We start from the raw sequence: 19,226 nt of genomic DNA, 5'->3' as shown, positions 1-19,226 counted from the left end.
CAGCGCACCGGCGGGTCAGCGCAGCGACGGCTGCCCGTGCCCGCCATGCCCGCCGTCGGTCTCCTTCAGCCGGCTGGCGCGCAGTTCGCCCGAACGGTCGAGCACCGGGTAGGCGGTGGCGGCCAGATGGGCGTTGATGCGCCGCAGGTCGCGCAGGATGTCGATGTGCAGCGCGCTGGTCTCCAGGCTTTCGCCCCGGCCGGCGCGCAGGCGGGCGAAATGCGCCTCGGTCGCCCGGGTCTCCAACTCGCGCATGACCTCCTTCTCCCGCATCAGGCTGCGCGCCGCCCGCAGATCGCCCGACACGAAGACCGCCGCCGCCAGCCGCTGGGTGGACAGCAGCCGTTCCAGCATGCCGGTGATCTCCGCGGCCCCCTCATCGGAGAAGCGCAGCTTGCGCTTGATCCTCTTCGACGCCGCATCCATCAGGCTGCGGTCGATGATGTCGCCGACATGCTCCAGATTGATGACGAGCGTCAGGATGCCGGCGGCGCGGCGGGCGTCGCGCTCGTCCATCTCGTCGGGCTCGATGTGGGTCAGATACTCCTTGATCGCGCTCTGCAACCGGTCGAGCACGTCGTCCATCCGCCGGATCTCCTGGATCAGCTTGCGGTCGCCGGTGCGGAAGACGTCGAGCGCGCCGCGCAGCATCACCTCCACCGTGTCGGACATGCGCAGGGCCTCGCGCGCGGCGTTGGCGATGGCGAGGTGCGGGGCGGCGAGGGCGGCGCGGTCGAGATGCAGCGGGGCGGAGGGATCGGCGACGCTCACCCGCTCCGGGAACAGGCGGACCAGCAGCCGGGCCAGCGCCGGCAGCGGCAGCACGAACAGCGCGGCGAGCGCCAGATTGAACAGCAGGTGGAAGTCGGCGGCGAGCCGGCCGCCGCTGCCCGACAGCCGGGTCATCGCCGCGACGATCGGGTCGCCGGCCACCAGCACAAGCAGGCAGCCGACCGCCCGGTTCAGGAGGTTGCCGACCGGCAGGCGGCGCGCCGCCGGGTTGCCGTCGGGACCGCCGCCGCCCGGCCCCTCGAGGATCGGGTTGATGGCGCTGCCGAGGTTGGCCCCCGCCACCATGGCGAGGACGGCGTGCGGCGCGATCACCTGGGTGCCGGCCAGCGAGGCGATCAGCAGCACGATGGCGACGCTGGAATGGGCGGCCCAGGTCAGGACCGCCGCCAGCAGCAGGGCGATCACCGGATCGCCGGTCAGCACGGCGAGGATCTCGCGGAAGGCCGCGTCGCCGCCGACCGGCTCGATCGTCACGAGCAGCAGGTGCAGCGACAGCAGCATCAGCCCCAGCCCGATCCCGACCCGCCCGAGGTCGCGGGTGCGCGTCCGCGCACCGCGCCGGAAAGCGAGGAATCCCGCCAGCAGCAGAACCGGGGCGAGACGCGCGGCGTCGAAGGCGAAGAGCTGGACGATCAGCGTCGTGCCGACATTCGCCCCCAGCATCGCCGCCAGCGCCGGAACCAGCGGCATCGCCCCGGTCGCGGCGAAGCCCGCCACCATCAGGCCGGTGGCCGTGCTGCTCTGCAACAGCGTGGTGACGCCCAGCCCGGCCGCCATCGCCGACCAGCGGTTGCGCAGACCGACCGCCAGGAGGTTGCGCAGGTCGCCGCCGAAGGCGCGGATTAGCCCGGACTGCACCATGTGCAGCCCCCACAGCAGAAGCACGACGTTGCCGGCAAGGGTGAGGAGAAGCTGGGTCGCCTGCATGCGCGCACTCCTTGGCCGGCACGCCCTGGCCGGCGGTCATGGTGCCGTGGTCGGATCCTCCGCGTTGGGTGGGCACCGTTCGGGATCGGTCACCCTTTCAATCATGGGCGCCGGACGCATCCGGGACAATATGACGGTTGTGTTACACCCGGCCCCGCCGGGACGACGCCCGGCTGGGACGGCGGCCCGGCCGCATGCTATGCTTTCGGGCAAAGGAGCATGCATGTCGTCTGATCGTTTGATGAAGCTGGGCGCCTGGGAGCGCCCGGCCGAGATGCCCGACAGCCTCGCCGCCGAGGTCGCCGGCTGGCCGGTGATCGTCCGCGGCCCCGGCGGGGGCGGGTTCTATTCGCAACCCGGCCAGCCCTGGCTGGCGCCGGAGGAGGGCTGCCTGCGCGCCGCCGACCGCTGGAACCTGGAAGCCGCCCCCGGAGACGGGGAGGGCGGCGGGCTGCGCTTCGCCACCGACCGGCCGCTGCCGGCGCGCGCCGGTTGGGCGCTGGCCCGCCGGGAAGGCGGCGTGTGGGTGCTGCTGTCCGCCGACGCGGTCGAGCCGCGCGAGGTGCGCGAGCACCACAAGGAGCGGGCCGAGCGGCTGGTCGCCTCCCGCCGCTGGACCCGCAGCGATCTGGAGGTGATCCAGGCGCTGCTGGGCACCGACGCCACGCCGCGCGCGGCGCTGCTCGCCGCCGACCCCGCCGGGCGGGAACGGTCGCTGCGCTCGCTGCTGGCCCTGCGGCTGGCGCTGGAGGTTCCGGCCGGCGAGGCGGCGAATCCGGAACTCCCCGACGCCGTCCGCTCCCTGCTGCGCGGCGGGGCCGAGGCGGTGGTCTGGCTGGACGAGGACGGCCGCGCGGTCGCCTCCGACGTGCTGGCGTGGCACGCCAGGCGCCACGCCCGCGTCGAGGCGCGCAACGACCGCCGCGCCGAGGAGCGCGGGCGCGGCGACGACCTCAAGCAGTCCATCGCCACGGCGGTGCGCAACGTCTTCCCGGCGATGCCGGCCGAGGTGGCGGCGTCGGCCGCCGCGCGCCTCGCCCCCAGCGTCGCCAAGCTGGGCCGCCGCCCCGGCACCCAGAACATCGTCGACGCGGTGGTGGAGATCCGGCTGGAGCGCTGGCGCCAGGCCATCGCCAGCGAGCCGGAGGTCGAGGAGCGGCTGCTGGCGATGCAGGCGCGCGGAGCCAATGGCCGCGTGCGCAAACGCTTCCGCGACCAGCGCGCCGCCGAACGGGTGGAGCAGGAGATCCGCGACTGGCGCGGCGACCTGGAACCTGTGTCGTCGCACCGGCTCGGCTGACCGTCCGCCCTCCGGGGCGATCGCCTGAGACAGGGAGGCGCCCTTCCCCCGCAAGGGGAGAGGAGGCTTGTGTGATTGCCCTCCACGCCGCGACCTTTCCCACCCGCAAGGGTGGCGAAAGTGTCGCGGTTTTTTAACATTTCCGCCTGCCTTATGCGGCTGATCCTGAGTTCTTCTTGCGGTACGCTGGTGTATAGTCCCGCCGTTCGGCTTACCCCCTTCGTGTCTTCGGCGCCACCCACCCGCGGGGACCTTGAGCGAGTGTCGAGATGAGCAAATCGATCGAGGGCGTTTCCAACTGGATGCACATGTTCCGTTGGATCGTGAAACTCATCCGGGACGAGTATGGGATCGACGAGGCGCTGCTGACCCGCAACGCCACCCTGGAAACCGACATCGGCCTGAGCATCGAGCAGATCGAGCAGGTGCTGGAGTACATCAGCGACAGCTTCACCCTGCGCTTTCCCGGCGGCACGCTGGACGAGCTGGTCAAGCTGGAGGAGCTGTGCCTGCTGGCGAGCTGGATGAAGGGCTATTACAAGCGGCCCGAATTCATTTCCGACGATTTCGAGGGCCGCTGCCGGGCGATCAACAGCATCGCCTGACGGCTCTATTTTCCCAGGCCCGGCTTTTCAGGAAAGCGACCGCCATGATCGCCGACACGTCCTACCCGCCCGGATTCGTCTGGGGCGTCTCGACCTCCGCCTACCAGATCGAGGGGGCGGCGGCCGAGGATGGGCGCGGCCCCAGCGTCTGGGACACCCGCTGCCGCACCCAGGGCGGGGTGGTGAACGGCGACAGCGGCGACGTCGCCTGCGACCATTACCACCGCTGGGAGGAGGACGTCGCCCTGATGCGGGGGCTGGGGGTGGACGCCTACCGCTTCTCCGTCTCCTGGCCGCGCGTGCTGCCGCGCGGGCGGGGCGCGGTGAACGACAAGGGACTCGACTTCTACGACCGGCTGATCGACCGGCTGCTGGAATCCGGGATCGAGCCGTGGCTCTGCCTTTACCACTGGGATCTGCCGCAGGCCCTGCACGACCTCGGCGGCTGGTCGTCGCGCGACAGCATCGGCTGGTACGCCGACTACGCGGCGCTCTGCGCCAAGCGCTACGGCGACCGGGTGAAGCGCTGGATCACCTTCAACGAATTCTCGGTCTTCACGCTGTTCGGCTACGCCATCCCCTGGGCGGCGCCCGGCATCGTCGACCGCACCCAGCATCTGCGCGCCATCCACCACGTCAACCTCGCCCACGGCGCCGGGGTCGACGTGCTGCGCGATCTCGTGCCCGGCGCCTCGATCGGGGCGATCCACAACCGGCAGGCCGTCATCCCCGAGACCGACACGGCGGAGAACCGCGCGGCGGCCTCCCTGCTCGACGAGCACTGGAACCTGGTCTTCTGCGACCCGCAGATCCTCGGCCACTACCCGCCACAGACCGCATCCCTGATCGAGCCGCATGTCCGGGCCGGCGACATGGCCCGCATCGCCCGGCCGGTGGACTGGTTCGGGTTGAACCATTACGGCCCGATCTTCGCCAAGGCCGATGCGTCGCGCATCTGGGGCTACGGCTGGGGCGACGCGCCGCCGGATTCGCCGACCCACGGCGTCGGCTGGGCGATCTTCCCCGACGCCTTCCGCGAGGAGCTGCTGACCATCCAGCGCCGCTACCGCCTGCCCATCGTGGTGACGGAGAACGGCTGCGGCGGCAGCGACACGGTGGCGGCGGACGGCGGCGTCCACGACCCCCACCGCATCGCCTACCTGACCATCTACAACGAGGCGATGCGCGCGGCGATGAGCCAGGGCGCCGACGTGCGCGGCTATTTCGTCTGGTCGCTGCTCGACAATTTCGAATGGGGCAGCGGCTACGGCCAGCGTTTCGGAATCGTCCACGTCGATTTCCCAACGGGGACGCGGACGCCGAAGGACTCCGCCCGCTGGTACGCCGATCTGATCCGGGGGGCGCGCGGAGCCGGGGGAGCCCTCACGCCGCCCGCACCCGCGCGATGAAGGCGTCGATCTGCTCCTGAAGCTCACGGGCCTGCTGCGACAGCTCGCCGGTCGCCGCGTTGATCTCCGACACCACGCCGTTGGTCCGTTCGGCGGCGCAGCGCACGGTGGAGATGGCGGCGATCACCATCCCGGCCCCGGCGGCGGCGTCGGAGACGTTGCCGGCGATGTCGCCGGTCACAGCGTTCTGCTGCTGCACCGCCCCGGCCACCGCGGTGGAGGTCTGCTCGATGCTGGCGATGGTGTGGCCGATGGCGCGGATCGCCTCGCCCGCCCCCTCGGCGACGCTGCGCATGCGGCGGACATGGGCACCGATGTCCTCGGTGGCCCTGGCGGTCTGGTTGGCGAGAGTCTTCACCTCGGACGCGACGACGGCGAAACCCTTGCCGGCCGGGCCGGCGCGGGCCGCCTCGATGGTCGCGTTGAGGGCCAACATGTTGGTCTTGGCGGCGATGTCCTGGATCAACGCGATCACCCCGCCGATCTGCCCGGCGGCCTCGGTCAGCTCGCGCATGGTGCGATCGGTGCGCTCGGCCATCGTCACCGCGTCGCTGGCGACGCTGGTCGCCGCCGCCGTCTGGTGGTTGATCTCGTCGAAGGAGGCGGCGAGCTGGCCGGTCGCCGCCGCCACCGCCTGGACGTTGACCGAGGCGCGCTCCGCCCCCGCCGCCGCCGCCACGGCGTCGCGCACCGCGGCGTCGGCGTTGGTGGCGAGCTGCGCGGCGTTGGACTGCAACTGGGTCACGGCGCCCGACACGCCGAGCAGGACATGGCGGACCTTCTCCTCGGCGAAGCGGATCGCCTCGGCGTCGCGCTCCTTCATGCGGTCGAGCGACTGGCTGATGGTGGTGGCATGGCGGGCGAAATCGCCGCGCAGGCCGGTGGTCAGGATCTTGCGGTAATAGTGGCGCTCGTTCGCGCTGTGCATGGCGGCGTCGGCCTCCTTGCAGAAGGCTTCGGTCAGGTCGAGCAGCCGGTTGATGTTGCGCAGCATCCGCCCGATGTTGCCGTGCCCCCGGATGCCCATCACCCGCACCGACAGGTCGCCGCGCGCCGCCGCCTCGCAGACCGCCGCCGCCTTGTCGATGCTGGCGCCGGCCCGCTTCAGCGCGCGCAGCCCGAACAGGGACGGGACGAGGGCCGCCAGCGCCAGCCCGGCCGCCGGCCAGTCCTGCCGAACCAGCAGCAGCAGGGCGAGGGCGGCGAGGAGCAGCGTGCCGGCCCAGGCGGCGGCCCGCGCCCGCGCCACCGAGGACCAGTCAGAGACCGAGAACGAATTCGTCATAGCCCACCCCCTCCTTGTCCAGGATCCCGTCCAGCAGGAGCGCGGCGGCCGTCATCCCGGCTTCCCCACCGCCGGCCGCGCGCTCCGCCGCCGCCAGACGGCCGTAGAGCGGCTCGATGACGCCGAGCACGGCGCGGCGCGGCACCCGGCGGTTGGAATGGTAGCCGGCGATCGTCCCGTCGGGCGCCATGTTGGGGGTGACGTGGGCCAGCACCCAGTAATGGTCGCCGTTCTTGGCCCGGTTGTTGACGTAGGCGAAGATCTCCTGCCCGGCCCGCACCGTCTCCCACAGCCGGCGGAAGATCGTGCGCGGCATGGCCGGGTGGCGGATGATGCTGTGCGGCTTGCCGATCAACTCCGCCTCGCCGTAGCCGGCGACCTCCAGGAAAATGTCGTTCACATAGGTCAGCCGGCCCTGGGGATCGGTCTTGCTGACGATGATCTCGTCCGGCGGGAAGCTGCGCTCCCGGCCGGTCAGGTGGACGCCTGCGTGAGGCATGGGCGTGTCCCTTCCGCTGTCCGATGATCCTCGGCGATCACAGAGGGCGGACACAGCAGGAAGCGTGCCAAGGCCCGCCGCAGCCGCGAAGAAACGGCCGGGCTCCTGCCCTTCCGATGATTCAAGGGCTTACCAGCGGACGACGCCGGTCATCCGGCGAAGTTCGACAAATCACACCGGCATCGTGCTGTATGGGCGTGAACACGCCGCGTTCGGCGGGTTGCCTATGTGACAAAAGGCGACATCGACAGGCCTTGCGGTTTCTTGGCCGGTCGAACAGGAAAGAACCGGACGGGCCGTCCGGCGGACAGGCAAGGGCTCACCTGGGCGCAAGGCTGCTCCGCGACAAAAACGATGAAAATGTCCGAGTGTTTTACTTATACAGAAAAATACGGAGCCGGTTCGGGAAATGTGAAGGTCGGCATGAGTCTTCGCCGCACAGCGGGGCCTTTTCAACGGGCATGGTCGCGCGCAGGGCTTCGCGCGAGGCTGGAAATCTTTATTGTAATTGCGCTTCTTCCCTTGATTGCATTGGGCGCCGTGCTCTTCCTCCAGCAGAGACAGGACAAGCTTGAGGACGCCCGCCGGGAGGTTCTTCAGCTGGCCCAGCGGGGGGCGCAGCAACAGACCGACATCGTCGAGCAGGTGCGCGGCACGCTGCGGCTGCTGGCCCTGGTGCCCGAGGTGAGGCGAGCGGATCCCGTGCTCTGCGCGCCGCTCCTCCGCCAGGCGGCGGCGCTGTACCCCTGGAGCGTCGGCTTCGCCGTCGCCGCCCCCGACGGGAATCTCCGGTGCAGCACCCACGGCGACACCCCGGTCGCGCGGGTGGCCGAACAGGAGTATTTCCGCAAGGCGCTGGCCACCAGAGCCTTCGCGACCAGCGATTTCCGCATCGGTCTGGTCAGCGGGCGGCCGGTGGTGACCGCCGCCCTGCCGCTCCTGGACGCCGATGGAAAGGTCGAGCGCCTGTTGCTGACCGGCATCGACCTGAACTGGCTGGAAGGCATCGCCAGGGAGGCGGCCCACACCTCCGGCGGGGCGGTGACGCTGTTCGATTCACGCAGAACGGTGCTGGTCCGCGTGCCCGACACCCACGCCCTTCCCCCCGGCCGGTCGATGGCCGACCACCCCCTGACCCTGAGCATGGCGGGCCGGTCGCAGGGCGTCATCGAAGCCCCCGGCCTGGATGGCGTTCCCCGCATCATCGGCTTCGCGGCGCTGGGGGAAACCGGCGGGCTCATCGCGGTCGGCGTTCCACGCGCCACCATCCTGGCCGACCTCGACCGCAAGCTGCTGTGGAGCGCCGGGGTCATGGCCGTCGTGGTGCTGGTCATCGTCGTCGGCGTCTGGTTCCTGCTGGACATCCTGGTCCTGCGCGGGCTGCGCGACCTCAAGCGGTCGGCCAAGCGCCTGTCCACGATGGAGTTCGACGCCCGCCATCCCTGCGCGCCGGCCCCCATCCAGACCAGCGAGATCGGCGACGCGGTGCGGGCGGTGCGCAGCATGGGCCGGACGCTGCACGCCATCGCCTTCAAGGATTCGCTGACCGGCCTCGCCAACCGCCGCTTCCTCGATGCCCATATGGAGCGGCTGGCCGAGGCGCCTCCCGGCGGCGGGCCGGCGGCCCTGGCCGCCCTGTGCATCGACCTCGACGGCTTCAAGCCGGTCAACGACCAGCACGGCCACCATGTCGGCGACGCCGTCCTCGAACAGGTCGCCGCCCGGCTCGCCCAATGCGTGCGCGACGGCGACATCGCGGTCCGTCTCGGCGGCGACGAGTTCCTGGTGCTGCTGGCCATGCCGGACGCCGGACGGACCCGGTTGCCGCTGGAGGTCGCCAACCGGATCATCCAGACCCTGTCGCTGCCGATGACGGCGGAGGGGCTGGCCGTCCAGGTCGGGTGCAGCGTCGGCATCGCACTGTGGCCGACGGACGATCCGGATCTCGGCACGGTCCTGCGCTACGCCGACCAGGCCCTCTACGCCGCGAAGCGCGGGGGGCGCGGGCAGGCGATGCGCTACGAAGCCGCAGCGCTTCCCCCCGTGCAGCCCGTTCCGGGCTGAACGAAAATCCGGGCTGAGGGAAAGCGCGTCAGCCGCGCCGCCGCACCTCGGCGCAGACGCCCTCGGCACCGGCCGGAACGGCGACGGCCGCCGCCCCGCGCAGCAGTGCGCTGTGGCCGGCGGGAACCGCGACCGCGTCGCCGCCCTCGGGAGTCACCGTCAGGGTTCCGGCCAGCCCATGGACCAGCACGGCGTCGCCCGAGGCCCGGTGCGCCGTTCCGCCGGCCAGCATCGTCACCGACCCGACGGCGGCCTCGCGGTCGAGCATCAGGTTGACATCGCGGATCGGCCCGCCCAGCAGGGCGCAATCCACCGCCACCTCGCCGGGGAAGGCGAAGGCCGGTTCCATCCGGCGGCGCTCCACCGGGGCGCCGCCGTCCACCGTCAGCCTCATTCCCTCCCCCTCGACCACGGCGATCAGCCGGTCGTAGCCGGGAAAGGCCGAGAAGGGGCCGGAGGCGGCCACGTCGGCGACGCTGACCCGCCAAAGGAAACGGTCGCCCCCCTCCAGCGGCTCGACCGCGATCTCGGTGGTCAGGCCCAGCCCGTTGCGCCAGGGAACGCGGCGCCCGTCGGCGGGGGTCAGCAGGGTGACGGACGGCATCGGACGTCTCTCCGGCGTGTGGGGGGAGACGCGTCATAGCATCCGGTCCGCCGGCAGGACCAGCGGAAGAAAGCCCGGAGAAGAAAGGCCGGGGGTCAGACGAACAGGCTGAAGCTGCCCATCAGCTTTTCCGTGCCGGTCTGCCCGTAGGTGATGGAGTTCGCCGAGCTGATCGCCGAGTTCAGCCCGTCCAGCATCGACTGCTGGCCGGTGGACAGCTGGAACGGGCTGTCGCCCTTGGCCGGCTGCTTGGCGACCGTGTCGTAATCCTGGCTGTAGCTGCCCATCACGAGCTGGAGGGCGTAGTTCTTGTCCTCGCGCGCCGACACGCCCTTGTCGCGGGTGACGCGCAGGGTGTAGTCGCCCTTGTCGAGGGTCATCTCGCCTTTTTGCAGGGCTTGGTAATTCTCGTAATCCTTGCCGGAGTCCGGATTGCTGTCGGCCAGCACGCTGCCCAGCCGCGACAGGAGCTGCACGCGCACGCCCTCGTCGCCGACCTCGCCCAGCGTCGCCTCGCCCTTGCTGGTGACCTTGAATTTGTAGAAATCGACGGAATCGTTCGCCGCCAGTGTGCTGGCGACGTTCAGGCGGGTGGTGTTCCTGGCCAGGACGCCGATGTCGGTCGCCGCCCCGGCGTTGGTGAGCGTCGATTTCTTGACCGTCTTCTCATAGGTCTGCACCTCGTCGGTCGAGGCCGCGTTCTGGTTCTGCTGGGCCTGGATCGCCGACAGCGCGTTGGTGATAGAGGCGTTGAGGCTCGACACCATCGAGTTGACGCTGGAAACCGCATCGCTCGCCATGGCCCATCACCCTTCCCGTTCCGACAGGAAACCCGCCGCTCCCGTCCCGCAGGACCCGCCTGCACAGGGGAATACGGGCGAGGCGGGCTGCTCCTGCGCGAAAAAGATGAAAATCCTTTGGAACGGCCTGGAACGGAACCGTCACGATGCCTGGGCCGGCTCCGGGCTGCGGGCGTTCCGGGGCGCGGCGTCCGACGCCGGAGCGGCGGGCGGGGCCGGTTCGGCGGCCTGGGGCTGGGGCGGCTGGGTGGGGCCGGTCACGACGTCGAAATCGAACATGGGGGAACCTCGTCTGGCTGGTGAGGCCGCCCGGAGATCCCGTGATCGCTTCGATCGATGTGCCGCGTGAAGGTCACAAACACGAAAGCCGCCTCGGGGTCCGGGCGGCTTCGGGATGGAGCAACATGTGCGCGATCCTAGGCCGCCGGCGGAAACCAGCGGCCAAAATATCGGGACGAGCCCGAAGGAGCGGTGCGGAGCGCGTGTTGCATGGCAGCGACCATAGCGCGGAGCCGCCGCCCTGCCAAGCGGTTTGTCGAACCGGCGGATCAGGCCGCCTTCGCCAGCCCGCCGCCGCGCAGCCGTTCCTCCAGGGCGCGCCAGCGCGGCTCCACCACCTCCAACGCGCGCTGCTTGACCGGCCCGAAGCCGCGGATCTCCAGCGGCAGCGCCGCCAGCTCGACGGCGGTCGCCAGTGTCTCCGCCGACAGCCTCTCGACAATCTCCGCCACCGTCGCCTCGTAGCGGGCGATCAGCGCGCGCTCCATGCGGCGTTCCGCCGTGTGGCCGAAAGGATCGAACGCTGTTCCGCGCAGCCGCTTCAGCGCCGCCAGCCCCCGGAACACCGGCAGGATCCAGGCGCCGAACGCCATCTTGCGCGGCTCGCCCGCCGCATTCACCCCGAACGACAGCAGCGGGGGGGCGAGGTGGAAGACGGGTTTCCAATCGCCTTCGAACCGGTCCTCCAGGCTTTTGCGGAAAGCCGGATCGCTGTGCAGCCGGGCCACCTCGTACTCGTCCTTGTAGGCCATCAGCGCGAAGGCGCCGCGCGCCACCGCCACGGCCAGCGCGGTCGAGCCGGGGGCGACCCGCTCCTCCGCCCGCCGCGCCCGCTCGACCAGCGCGCGGTAGCGGCCGGCATAGGCCGCGTCCTGATAGCCGGTCAGGAAGGCGGCGCGGCGCTCGACGACGGTCGGCAGATCGGTGGCCGGCAGATCGGTGGCCAGCAGATCGGTGGCCGGCGCGTCCTCCCCGGCGCCGAGCCCCGCCAGCGCCTCCGGCCGGTGGGCCGCCAGCCGGCCGAAGGCGAAGGCCTGCCGGTTGGCGGTGACGCCGGTGCCGTTCAGCTCGATGGCGCGGTCCAGCGCCGCCAGCCCGACCGGCAGCAGCCCCTTCTGGAAGGCGAAGCCCATCAGGAAGACGTTGGCGAGGATGCTGTCGCCGAACAGCGCGGTCGCCAGCCGGTTGGCGTCCACCACCTCCACCCGGTCGTCCCCGGCGACGCGGCGCAGGGAACGCAGCAGGGCGGCGCCGTCGGGCAGCGCGGAGCCGTCGCGGGTGAAGGCGCCGGTCGGCGTCACATGGGCGTTGGCGACCACCCGCGTCCGCCCCGGAGCCACCGTGCGCAGGGCGTCCGGCGAGGCGGCGACCACCGTGTCGCAGGCCAGCACGAGCTGCGCCCGTTTCGGGTCGATGCGCGCCTGGTTCAGCCGCGCCGCGTCGCGCGCCACCCGCAGGTAGCTGTAGACCGCGCCCCCCTTCTGCGCGAAGCCCATGAAGTCGAGCACCGACGACGCCTTGCCCTCCAGATGCGCGGCCATGGCGAGCAGCGCGCCGATGGTGACGACCCCGGTGCCGCCGACCCCGACGATCAGGATTTCCGCCGGGTCGTCGCCCAGGGCGCGCAGCGGGTGCGGCAGTTCGGCCAGCGCGTCCCTGAAGCGCGCCGCCACCGCGTCGGGGTCCGGCTTGCGCAGGGTCCCGCCCATCACCGACACGAAGCTGGGGCAGAAGCCCTCGACGCAGGAATAATCCTTGTTGCAGTTCGACTGGTCGATTTGCCGCTTCACCCCGAACTCGGTGGGTTTGGGCTGCACCGACAGGCAGTTCGACTTGCGGCCACAGTCGCCGCAGCCCTCGCAGACCAGATCGTTGATCACCACCCGGCGGGCCGGGTCGGGCAGGCTGCCGCGCTTGCGGCGGCGGCGCTTCTCGGCGGCGCAGGTCTGCTCGTAGACCAGGGCGGTGACGCCGGGAATCTCCCGCAGTTCGCGCTGCACGGCGTCCAGCTCGTCGCGGTGGTGCACGGTGGTGAAGGGGGCGAGGCCGGAGCGGCGGTCGTATTTCTCCGGCGCGTCGCTGACCAGGGCGATGCGGGCGATGCCCTCGGCGCTCAACTGGCGGGTCAGGGCGTCGACCGGAAGCGGACCGTCCACCGGCTGGCCGCCGGTCATGGCCACGGCGTCGTTGTAAAGGATCTTGTAGGTGATGTTGACCTTGGCGGCGACCGCCTGCCGGATCGCCAGCAGGCCGGAATGGTAATAGGTGCCCTCGCCGAGATTCTGGAACACATGTGGGCGTTTGGAGAAGGGCGCCTGCCCGACCCAGCCCACCCCCTCGCCGCCCATCTGGGCCAAGCCGACCGTCTCCCGGTCCATCCAGGAGGCCATGAAGTGGCAGCCGATCCCCGCCAACGCCTTGCTGCCCTCCGGCACCCTGGTGGAACGGTTGTGCGGGCAGCCGGAGCAGAAATAGGGCGTGCGCGCCATTGCCGAAGTGGGCGCCGGAGCGGGCAGGGCCTCGGCCGGCAGCAGATCGGCCAGGCGGCTTGAGAGGTCGCGCTCCGGGAAGCGGTGGCGGATGCGCTCCACCAGCGCCCTGGCGACGATCCAGGGGCGCAGCTCGCCGGTCGCGGGCAGCAGCGGCGCGCCCAGCTCGTCGGTCTTGCCGATCAGGGCGCGCGGCCGCTCGCCGTCCGGCAAATGGTACAGCAGCTCCTTGAGCTGGCCCTCGACGACCGGGGCCTTCTCCTCGACGACGAGGATCTCCTCGGCGCCGCGCGCCATGGCCAGCGCGCCTTCCGGCTCCAGCGGCCAGGACAGGCCGATCTTGTGGACCGACAGCCCGATCTCCTCCGCCTCCCGTTCGCCGATGCCAAGCAGGCGCAGGGCCTCCATCAGGTCGAGATGCGCCTTGCCGGTGGTGACGACGCGCAGCCAGCCGCCATGGCTCCGCCCCTGCCCCAGCACCGTCCGGTCGATGCGGTTGACGCGGGCGAAGGCCTTCACCGCCCGGATCTTGGCGGCCAGACGCTCCTCGATGCGCAGGCTGGGCAGGTCGGGCCAGCGCTGGTGCAGGCCGCCGGGCGGCGGGGTGAACTCCACCGGGTGGAAGGGCGCGTCGAGCGACGGGACGCGGACGGTGGCCGAGCTTTCCACGCTCTCCGAGATCGCCTTGAAGCCGACCCAGCAGCCGGAGAATCGCGACAGCGCGTAGCCGTAGAGCCCGAAATCGAGATACTCGCGCACGCCCGCCGGGTTCAGCACCGGCATCGACCACGCGATCATGGCGAGGTCGCTCTGGTGCGGCATGCTGGACGACACGCAGCCATGATCGTCCCCGGCGACCGCCAGCACCCCGCCGCGCGGCGAGGTGCCGTAGGCGTTGGCGTGCTTCAGCGCGTCGCCGGCGCGGTCCACCCCCGGCCCCTTGCCGTACCACAGGCCGAAGACGCCATCGACCGTCGCCTCGCCCGACGCCTCGACCTGCTGGCTGCCCATCACAGCGGTGGCGCCGAGATCCTCGTTGATGCCGGGCAGGAAGGTGATGGCGTGGCGGTCGAGATGCGGGCGCGCCTGCCACAGCGCCTGGTCCAGCCCGCCGAGCGGCGAGCCCCGGTAGCCGCTGACGAAGCCGGCGGTGTTCAGCCCCGCCCGGCGGTCGCGCTCGGCCTGGAGCAGCAGCAGCCGCACCAGCGCCTGGGTGCCGGACAGGTAGACCTGCCCCCCGGCGCGGGTGTAGCGGTCGTCCAGGCGGTAGCTGTGGTCGATGTCGGCGGCCTCGCCGAACAGGCCGCCGTTGGGCATGCCGTCCATGGTGCGTTTCCTCGGTTCCCCAGGATCTTCCTGCTCTTGGACCGAGTGTGCGCCGCCGGGCCGCGAATGGTTTTGCGCGTTGTGGGAGCAAAAGGATGATTCGCGGAACGAACATTCCGCAATCATGCCGAATCCGCAAAAGCCATGCGCCGATTGGCCGGCCATGCGAAAGGATTAAGCCTGTTCGCCGGCCCCGCTGATCGAGACGGCGCGGATCAGATCGGCGTACCAGCGCGCCGATTCCTTGGGGATGCGGGCCTGGGTTTCGTAATCGACGCGGACGAGGCCGAACCGCGTGCCGTAACCGCCGCCCCATTCGAAGTTGTCGAACAGCGACCACGCGAAATAGCCGCGCACGTCGGCCCCGGCGGCCAGCGCCTCGGCCATGGCGCCGGTGTAGTCGCGCAGATAGGCCACGCGGGCATCGTCGAGGACGCGGCCATCGGCGTCCGGCGTCTCGTCGGCCTTGGTGCCGAAGCCGTTCTCGGTGACGTAGACCGGCAGGCGGTAGCGCCGGGTCAGGTCGAGCAGCGTGTCGCGGAAGGCGCCGGGATCGTAGGGCCAGCCGATGTCGGTGCGCGGCATCTCCGGCGGCGGCGAGCCGAAGCCGAAGCCCCAGATCAGGCTGTCGTCGCGGCGGCCATAGACCGGGGCGTAATGGTTCAGCCCGAACCAGTCGAGCGGGCGGGCGATGCGCGCCATGTCGCCGGGCTTCACGAAGGGCTCGATGGCGGCGGCGATGCGCGGCGGGTAATGGGCGCGGAGCTGCGGGTCGGGGAAGGCCCAATTCCAATGCTCGTCGAACAGGGCGGCGGCCTCGACGTCCTCCGGGCGGGCAAATCCGGAGGGGCCGGCTTCGGGGCGCATCGGCTGCACGCTGTGGACGGCGCCGATGGAGGCACCCGGCACCAACGCGCGCAGCACGTCGACCCCGGCGCCGTGGGCGAGGTTGACGTGGTGGATCACCGCCAGATGCGTCGCCCGGTCGGCGATGCTGGGCGCCCCCCAGCCGAAGGCGTAGCCGAACAGCGTGAAGACCGAGAACTCGTTGAAGGTCGCCCAGCGCTTCACCCGGTCGCCGTAGCGGCGGGCGCAGAGTGCCGCGTAGTCGGCGAACCAGCCGGCGCTGTCGCGGTTGGCCCAGCCGCCGAGGTCGTGCAGGGCCTGCGGCAGGTCCCAATGGTAGAGGCAGAGCCACGGCTCGATGCCGTGCTCCAGCAGCCGGTCGATCAGCCGGTCGTAGAAGTCGAGTCCCTTGTCGTTCACCGCGCCCCGCCCGCGCGGCAGCACCCGCGGCCAGGACACCGAAAAGCGGTAGGCCTGGAGCCCGAGATCCCGCATCAGGGCGACGTCCCCGGGCATGCGGTGGTAGTGGTCGCAGGCGACGTCGCCGCTCTCGCCGTTGTCGACCCGGCCCTTCAGGCGGCAGAAGCTGTCCCAGATGCTCGGCGCCCGCCCGTCCTCGGCCGCCGCCCCCTCGATCTGGTAGGCGGAGGTCGAGGCCCCCCACAGGAAGTCTTTCGGAAAGGCGGGGGTGTCGGCCATGGCGCGGCTCCGGCGGCGGGGAAGCGCAGTGTAACCAGGACGGCGCGCGGGCACCAAGCCCTTCACACGCGGGTTGCCGCCCGCCATGGCGCGACATCGCCGGTTGCGATCCGGGAAAAACGCCGTTGCGCGCCCGGTGCTTTCATGGCTCGCTGTCGCGATGCGGCAAGCCCCGGCTCCGCGACCGCCAGCGCCCCTTCGCGAGAATTCCATGTCGACGTCCGACACCCCAGGCCCGAAGCGCCATTCCGTCCCCGCCAACATGGTCTTCATGCGGCAGGGCGAGCGCGGCGACCGCGCCTGGCTGATCGAGGCCGGGGAGCTGGAGATCCTGCTGGAGACGCCGACCGGCACCCGCCGCCTGGGAACCGTCGGCAAGGGCGCGGTGGTCGGCGAGATGGCGCTGATCGACGACGGCGAGCGCAGCGCGACCGTGCGCTCCCTGACCGAGGTCGTCTGCGTCGAGGTGACGCGCGACGCCTTCCAGGGGCTGCTGAAGCGCAGCCCGCCGCTGGCCTCCTACGTGTTGCAGGGGCTGATCGCGGCGATCCGCCGCGACTACGGCCTGCCGCCGACCCCACGGGTGGGCAAGCCGGTGGATTTCCGCTCCACCACCTCCTTCCAGAAGGTGGTCGACCGCCGCATGTTCCGCGAGGGCTTCGTCTTCTACAGCCCGAACGAGCCGGCGACCGCCGCCTACCTGATCCAGTCCGGCCGGGTCGGCATGCGGCGCGGTTACGGGACTCAAGGGGAGGAGATCGCCTCCTTCGGCCCCGGCCAGCTTTTCGGCGAGATCTTCCTGCTGACCGGCCGGGTGCCGAACGTGACGGTGAGCGCGACCGCCGGATCGATCTGCGAGGTCATCGACAAGCGGAGCTTCGACGACGTGCTGTCCTCGATGCCGCCGATCCTGAAATCGCTGGCCCGCATCTACATCGCCCAGCTCACCAAGACGCCGCGCCGGGAAGAGTAGGGGCGGCCCGTCACCCGTGCAGGGCAAGGCCCTTCACCGCCTTGTCCACCGCCTTCCTCGGCCCGTGCAGGGCGAGCCCGACCCAATCGGCGTCCTCCGGATTCTCCGCCGCGAAGACCGCGCGGTTGGCCGCGTCGTGGCCGGTGGCGAACATCGCCGCCACATAGGGGACCATCGTCAGGCCGCGCGCCGCCGCCTCCCGCTGCACGGACTGGAGACCGGCCCGGTCGGCGGCGAAGATCATGACCGGCTGGCCGAGCATCCGGCCATAGGCGCGTCCGGCGGCGTCGACGTAGGGCTCCCCGACCGCCTCGGGCACCGCGGCGGCGATCCCGGTGGCGAGGAAGGCCGCGACGTTGAGCTTCTGCCAGACCGCAAGATCGGAGCGGATGACGAGGGCGACCTTGCTGTCGAACCGGACGGCGGAAGTGGGGGCGGAAGCGGCGTCATGAATGGTGTCGTGCTGTGCATCGGGCATGGGTGCGATCTCCTTCGCCCGGCAGCCTGCCCGACGCCCGTCCCTCAGTCTGGAACGTTTGTGCAGATCCGCCGGTAGGCGGCGGGCGTCATGCCGTAGGCGCGGCGGAACCAGCGGCCCAGATGGCTCTGGTCGGCGAAGCCCACGCCGGCCGCCACCGACGCCGGCGCCTCGCCCGCCGCCAGCATCCGCCGCGCCGCCTTCAGGCGCAGCCGCACCAGATAGGCGTGGGGCGACAGGCCGAAGGCCTCGCGGAAGGTCCGGTTCAGGCGGAAGCGGTCGGTGCCGGCCACCGTCGCCAGATCGTCCAGCCCGACATCCTCGGCCATCCGGGCGTGCAGCGCCTCGCGGGCGCGGCTCGCGGCCGGCTGCGGCCGCCGCGCCGGTGCCGGGCGCGGCGCGGCGGCGTGGCCGGCAAGCCGCGCCACCAGACGGTCGACGGCGAGGTCGCGGGCCAGCCGCCCCTCCGCCCCATGCACGGCCAGGAAGGCGGCGTGGATCGTCCGCGCCAGCACCGGGTCGTCGGCCAGCGTGTCGCGGAAGCCCAGATCGGTCGCGGATGGTGTCCCGGCGCCGCGCAGCGCCTCCAGCCGCGCCGCGACGAGGCGCTGCGGCAGATAGAGCATGGCGTAGGTGAAGCCGGCGTCGCGCGGGCTGTGGCCGTCATGCAGCTCGCCGGGCTCGATCAGGATGGCGCGGCCGGGCGTGCTGGTGTGGAGCCGGCGGCGGCAGCGGAACTCCTGCACCCCCTGTTCGGTGACGCCGACCAGCACGTCGTCGTGGTCATGCAGCTCGTAGGCATGGCCCTTGAAATGGGCCCGGATCGTCTCGATCCCGCTTTCGGCGTCGCGCCGCATCGACAGCCAGTCGCCGGCCCCGTCATCGTCCCTGTCGCCCCTCGCGCTCACAGCCGCGCCGCCTCCTCGGCGATGCGCTGGCGCAGCCAGCCGTGCGAGGGGGAACCGCCGTTCCGCCGGTGCCACGCCATCGACACGTCGAAATCCTCCGACGGAAAGGGCAGGGGGCTGGTGGCCAGCCCGGTGGCCTTCGCGCAGAAATGCGCCAGCCGGGCCGGCAGGGTCGAGATCATCGGCGCCTGCGTCAGCATCATCGGAATCGCCAGGAACTGGGTGGTCGAGGCCGCCACCCGCCGCTTCGCCCCCAGCGCGTGGAGGTCGTCGTCGATGAAGCTGCTCAAGCCGCCCCGCAGCGACGGCATCAGGTGCGGGTAGCGGGTGTAGTCCTCCAGGCTGACCGGCGGGGTCAGCGGCACCAGCGCCGGATCGAACAGGCAGACATGGTTTTCCGCGTAGAGGAACTGCCGGTCGTGCCAGCGCCGCACCTCCGGCATGTAGCCGATGGCGAGATCGATGGTGCCGTCGTCCAGCGCGTCGAACATGGCGTCCGGATCCAGGGTCTTGAGCGCGACCGACACGCGCAGCGTGCAGGCGTCGCGCAGGATCCCGGTCAGCAGCACCGCCTGGAGCGAGTCCGAGGTCGAGATGGTGAAGCTGCGCTCCTCCCGGTAGGGGTCGAAGGTCTCCTCCACCGACAGCGCCCGCGCGGCCCCCAGCAGCAGCTCGCGCAGCGGCTCGGCCAGCCTTTGCGCGCGCGGCGTCGGCTCCATCCGGTTGCCGGTGCGCACGAACAGCGGGTCGCCGACCATAACCCGCAGCCGGCCCAGCGCGTGGCTGACCGCCGACTGGCTGACTCCCAGGCTGTCGGCCGCGCGCGAGACGCTGCGCGCCTCCAGCAGGGCGTCGAAGACCTTGATCAGGTTGAGGTCGAGCGCGGGACTATGAATGCTTCTCATGACGATATGAACCCACCCCAGCTTGTTCATGATGTGCG

General features: G+C 71.2%; 16 protein-coding genes. 5 read left to right on the top strand and 11 right to left on the bottom strand.

Features of this window, described 5'->3' with window-relative positions; genetic code table 11:
• Nucleotides 1-15 precede the first annotated feature (15 nt).
• Nucleotides 16-1,719: a Na/Pi cotransporter family protein gene (locus J2847_RS16355; RefSeq protein WP_209779979.1), complete on the bottom strand. Its 1,704-nt coding sequence runs from the start codon at nucleotides 1,717-1,719 to the stop codon at nucleotides 16-18.
• Nucleotides 1,720-1,942: 223 nt separating this feature from the next.
• Here J2847_RS16355 and J2847_RS16350 point away from each other — a divergent pair, with 223 nt between their 5' ends.
• From J2847_RS16350 to J2847_RS16340, 3 genes are all read left to right on the top strand, one after another.
• Nucleotides 1,943-3,019 (top strand): hypothetical protein, encoded by a 1,077-nt coding sequence (locus tag J2847_RS16350; RefSeq protein ID WP_209779978.1) that lies wholly within the window; start codon nucleotides 1,943-1,945, stop codon nucleotides 3,017-3,019.
• Nucleotides 3,020-3,288: 269 nt separating this feature from the next.
• Nucleotides 3,289-3,624: an acyl carrier protein gene (locus J2847_RS16345; protein ID WP_209779977.1), complete on the top strand. Its 336-nt coding sequence runs from the start codon at nucleotides 3,289-3,291 to the stop codon at nucleotides 3,622-3,624.
• 44 nt (nucleotides 3,625-3,668) lie between these two features.
• Nucleotides 3,669-5,033: a GH1 family beta-glucosidase gene (locus J2847_RS16340; protein WP_209779976.1), complete on the top strand. Its 1,365-nt coding sequence runs from the start codon at nucleotides 3,669-3,671 to the stop codon at nucleotides 5,031-5,033.
• On the opposite strand, the gene J2847_RS16335 is transcribed toward J2847_RS16340, so the two are convergent.
• Nucleotides 5,008-6,318 (bottom strand): methyl-accepting chemotaxis protein, encoded by a 1,311-nt coding sequence (locus tag J2847_RS16335; RefSeq protein ID WP_209779975.1) that lies wholly within the window; start codon nucleotides 6,316-6,318, stop codon nucleotides 5,008-5,010. The two genes, J2847_RS16340 and J2847_RS16335, sit on opposite strands and share 26 nt — an antisense overlap.
• On the bottom strand, nucleotides 6,293-6,817 hold the full coding sequence (locus J2847_RS16330; protein WP_209779974.1) for a PAS domain-containing protein: 525 nt from the start codon (nucleotides 6,815-6,817) through the stop codon (nucleotides 6,293-6,295). Before J2847_RS16330 ends, J2847_RS16335 begins: the two co-directional genes overlap by 26 nt.
• Nucleotides 6,818-7,339: 522 nt before the next feature.
• Between J2847_RS16330 and J2847_RS16325 the strand changes: the two genes are divergently transcribed.
• The gene (locus J2847_RS16325; RefSeq protein ID WP_209779973.1) at nucleotides 7,340-8,881 is read left to right on the top strand and encodes a sensor domain-containing diguanylate cyclase; all 1,542 of its coding nucleotides are present in this window, start codon (nucleotides 7,340-7,342) and stop codon (nucleotides 8,879-8,881) included.
• A gap of 28 nt (nucleotides 8,882-8,909) precedes the next feature.
• On the opposite strand, the gene J2847_RS16320 is transcribed toward J2847_RS16325, so the two are convergent.
• The 5 genes from J2847_RS16320 to J2847_RS16300 all read right to left on the bottom strand — a co-directional run bounded on the left by J2847_RS16320 (nucleotide 8,910) and on the right by J2847_RS16300 (nucleotide 15,924).
• Nucleotides 8,910-9,485: a HutD/Ves family protein gene (locus J2847_RS16320; protein WP_209779972.1), complete on the bottom strand. Its 576-nt coding sequence runs from the start codon at nucleotides 9,483-9,485 to the stop codon at nucleotides 8,910-8,912.
• A 95-nt stretch (nucleotides 9,486-9,580) separates the two neighbouring features.
• Nucleotides 9,581-10,285, bottom strand: coding sequence for a hypothetical protein (locus J2847_RS16315; RefSeq protein WP_209779971.1), 705 nt, complete (start codon nucleotides 10,283-10,285; stop codon nucleotides 9,581-9,583).
• Nucleotides 10,286-10,426: 141 nt separating this feature from the next.
• The gene (locus J2847_RS16310; protein WP_209779970.1) at nucleotides 10,427-10,564 is read right to left on the bottom strand and encodes a hypothetical protein; all 138 of its coding nucleotides are present in this window, start codon (nucleotides 10,562-10,564) and stop codon (nucleotides 10,427-10,429) included.
• 269 nt (nucleotides 10,565-10,833) lie between these two features.
• Nucleotides 10,834-14,379 carry an indolepyruvate ferredoxin oxidoreductase family protein gene (locus J2847_RS16305; protein ID WP_209779969.1) on the bottom strand — a complete coding sequence of 1,182 codons (3,546 nt, stop codon included), beginning with the start codon at nucleotides 14,377-14,379 and terminating at the stop codon, nucleotides 10,834-10,836.
• Between the two features lie 174 nt (nucleotides 14,380-14,553).
• On the bottom strand, nucleotides 14,554-15,924 hold the full coding sequence (locus tag J2847_RS16300; protein ID WP_209779968.1) for a GH1 family beta-glucosidase: 1,371 nt from the start codon (nucleotides 15,922-15,924) through the stop codon (nucleotides 14,554-14,556).
• 211 nt (nucleotides 15,925-16,135) lie between these two features.
• On the opposite strand from J2847_RS16300, the gene J2847_RS16295 reads away from it, so the two are divergent.
• Nucleotides 16,136-16,897 (top strand): Crp/Fnr family transcriptional regulator, encoded by a 762-nt coding sequence (locus tag J2847_RS16295; protein WP_209779967.1) that lies wholly within the window; start codon nucleotides 16,136-16,138, stop codon nucleotides 16,895-16,897.
• Nucleotides 16,898-16,907: 10 nt separating this feature from the next.
• On the opposite strand, the gene J2847_RS16290 is transcribed toward J2847_RS16295, so the two are convergent.
• The 3 genes from J2847_RS16290 to J2847_RS16280 are packed head-to-tail and all read right to left on the bottom strand — an operon-like array spanning nucleotide 16,908 to nucleotide 19,188.
• A complete protein-coding gene (locus tag J2847_RS16290; RefSeq protein WP_209779966.1) occupies nucleotides 16,908-17,375 on the bottom strand; it encodes a DUF2000 domain-containing protein in 468 nt (155 codons plus the stop codon).
• A gap of 44 nt (nucleotides 17,376-17,419) precedes the next feature.
• Nucleotides 17,420-18,283 (bottom strand): AraC family transcriptional regulator, encoded by an 864-nt coding sequence (locus tag J2847_RS16285; protein WP_325169428.1) that lies wholly within the window; start codon nucleotides 18,281-18,283, stop codon nucleotides 17,420-17,422.
• Nucleotides 18,280-19,188, bottom strand: a complete 909-nt coding sequence (locus J2847_RS16280) for a LysR family transcriptional regulator (protein ID WP_209779965.1) — start codon at nucleotides 19,186-19,188, stop codon at nucleotides 18,280-18,282. The genes J2847_RS16285 and J2847_RS16280 overlap by 4 nt, the downstream gene beginning before the upstream one ends.
• Nucleotides 19,189-19,226 lie beyond the last annotated feature (38 nt).

Source organism: Azospirillum agricola, from assembly GCF_017876095.1.
GTDB classification, from domain to species: Bacteria; Pseudomonadota; Alphaproteobacteria; order Azospirillales; family Azospirillaceae; genus Azospirillum; species Azospirillum agricola.
The sequence above is the reverse complement of the archived record's forward strand: the minus strand, read 5'-3'. Positions and strand labels throughout refer to the sequence as shown.

Excerpts from the sequence above, each read along its gene's own strand:
- J2847_RS16355 (WP_209779979.1), bottom strand. The coding sequence starts at position 1,719 with ATGCAGGCGACCCAGCTTCTCCTCACCCTTGCCGGCAACGTCGTGCTT.
- J2847_RS16350 (WP_209779978.1), top strand. The coding sequence starts at position 1,943 with ATGTCGTCTGATCGTTTGATGAAGCTGGGCGCCTGGGAGCGCCCGGCC.
- J2847_RS16345 (WP_209779977.1), top strand. The coding sequence starts at position 3,289 with ATGAGCAAATCGATCGAGGGCGTTTCCAACTGGATGCACATGTTCCGT.
- J2847_RS16340 (WP_209779976.1), top strand. The coding sequence starts at position 3,669 with ATGATCGCCGACACGTCCTACCCGCCCGGATTCGTCTGGGGCGTCTCG.
- J2847_RS16335 (WP_209779975.1), bottom strand. The coding sequence starts at position 6,318 with ATGACGAATTCGTTCTCGGTCTCTGACTGGTCCTCGGTGGCGCGGGCG.
- J2847_RS16330 (WP_209779974.1), bottom strand. The coding sequence starts at position 6,817 with ATGCCTCACGCAGGCGTCCACCTGACCGGCCGGGAGCGCAGCTTCCCG.
- J2847_RS16320 (WP_209779972.1), bottom strand. The coding sequence starts at position 9,485 with ATGCCGTCCGTCACCCTGCTGACCCCCGCCGACGGGCGCCGCGTTCCC.
- J2847_RS16315 (WP_209779971.1), bottom strand. The coding sequence starts at position 10,285 with ATGGCGAGCGATGCGGTTTCCAGCGTCAACTCGATGGTGTCGAGCCTC.
- J2847_RS16310 (WP_209779970.1), bottom strand. The coding sequence starts at position 10,564 with ATGTTCGATTTCGACGTCGTGACCGGCCCCACCCAGCCGCCCCAGCCC.
- J2847_RS16305 (WP_209779969.1), bottom strand. The coding sequence starts at position 14,379 with ATGGACGGCATGCCCAACGGCGGCCTGTTCGGCGAGGCCGCCGACATC.
- J2847_RS16300 (WP_209779968.1), bottom strand. The coding sequence starts at position 15,924 with ATGGCCGACACCCCCGCCTTTCCGAAAGACTTCCTGTGGGGGGCCTCG.
- J2847_RS16295 (WP_209779967.1), top strand. The coding sequence starts at position 16,136 with ATGTCGACGTCCGACACCCCAGGCCCGAAGCGCCATTCCGTCCCCGCC.
- J2847_RS16290 (WP_209779966.1), bottom strand. The coding sequence starts at position 17,375 with ATGCCCGATGCACAGCACGACACCATTCATGACGCCGCTTCCGCCCCC.
- J2847_RS16280 (WP_209779965.1), bottom strand. The coding sequence starts at position 19,188 with ATGAGAAGCATTCATAGTCCCGCGCTCGACCTCAACCTGATCAAGGTC.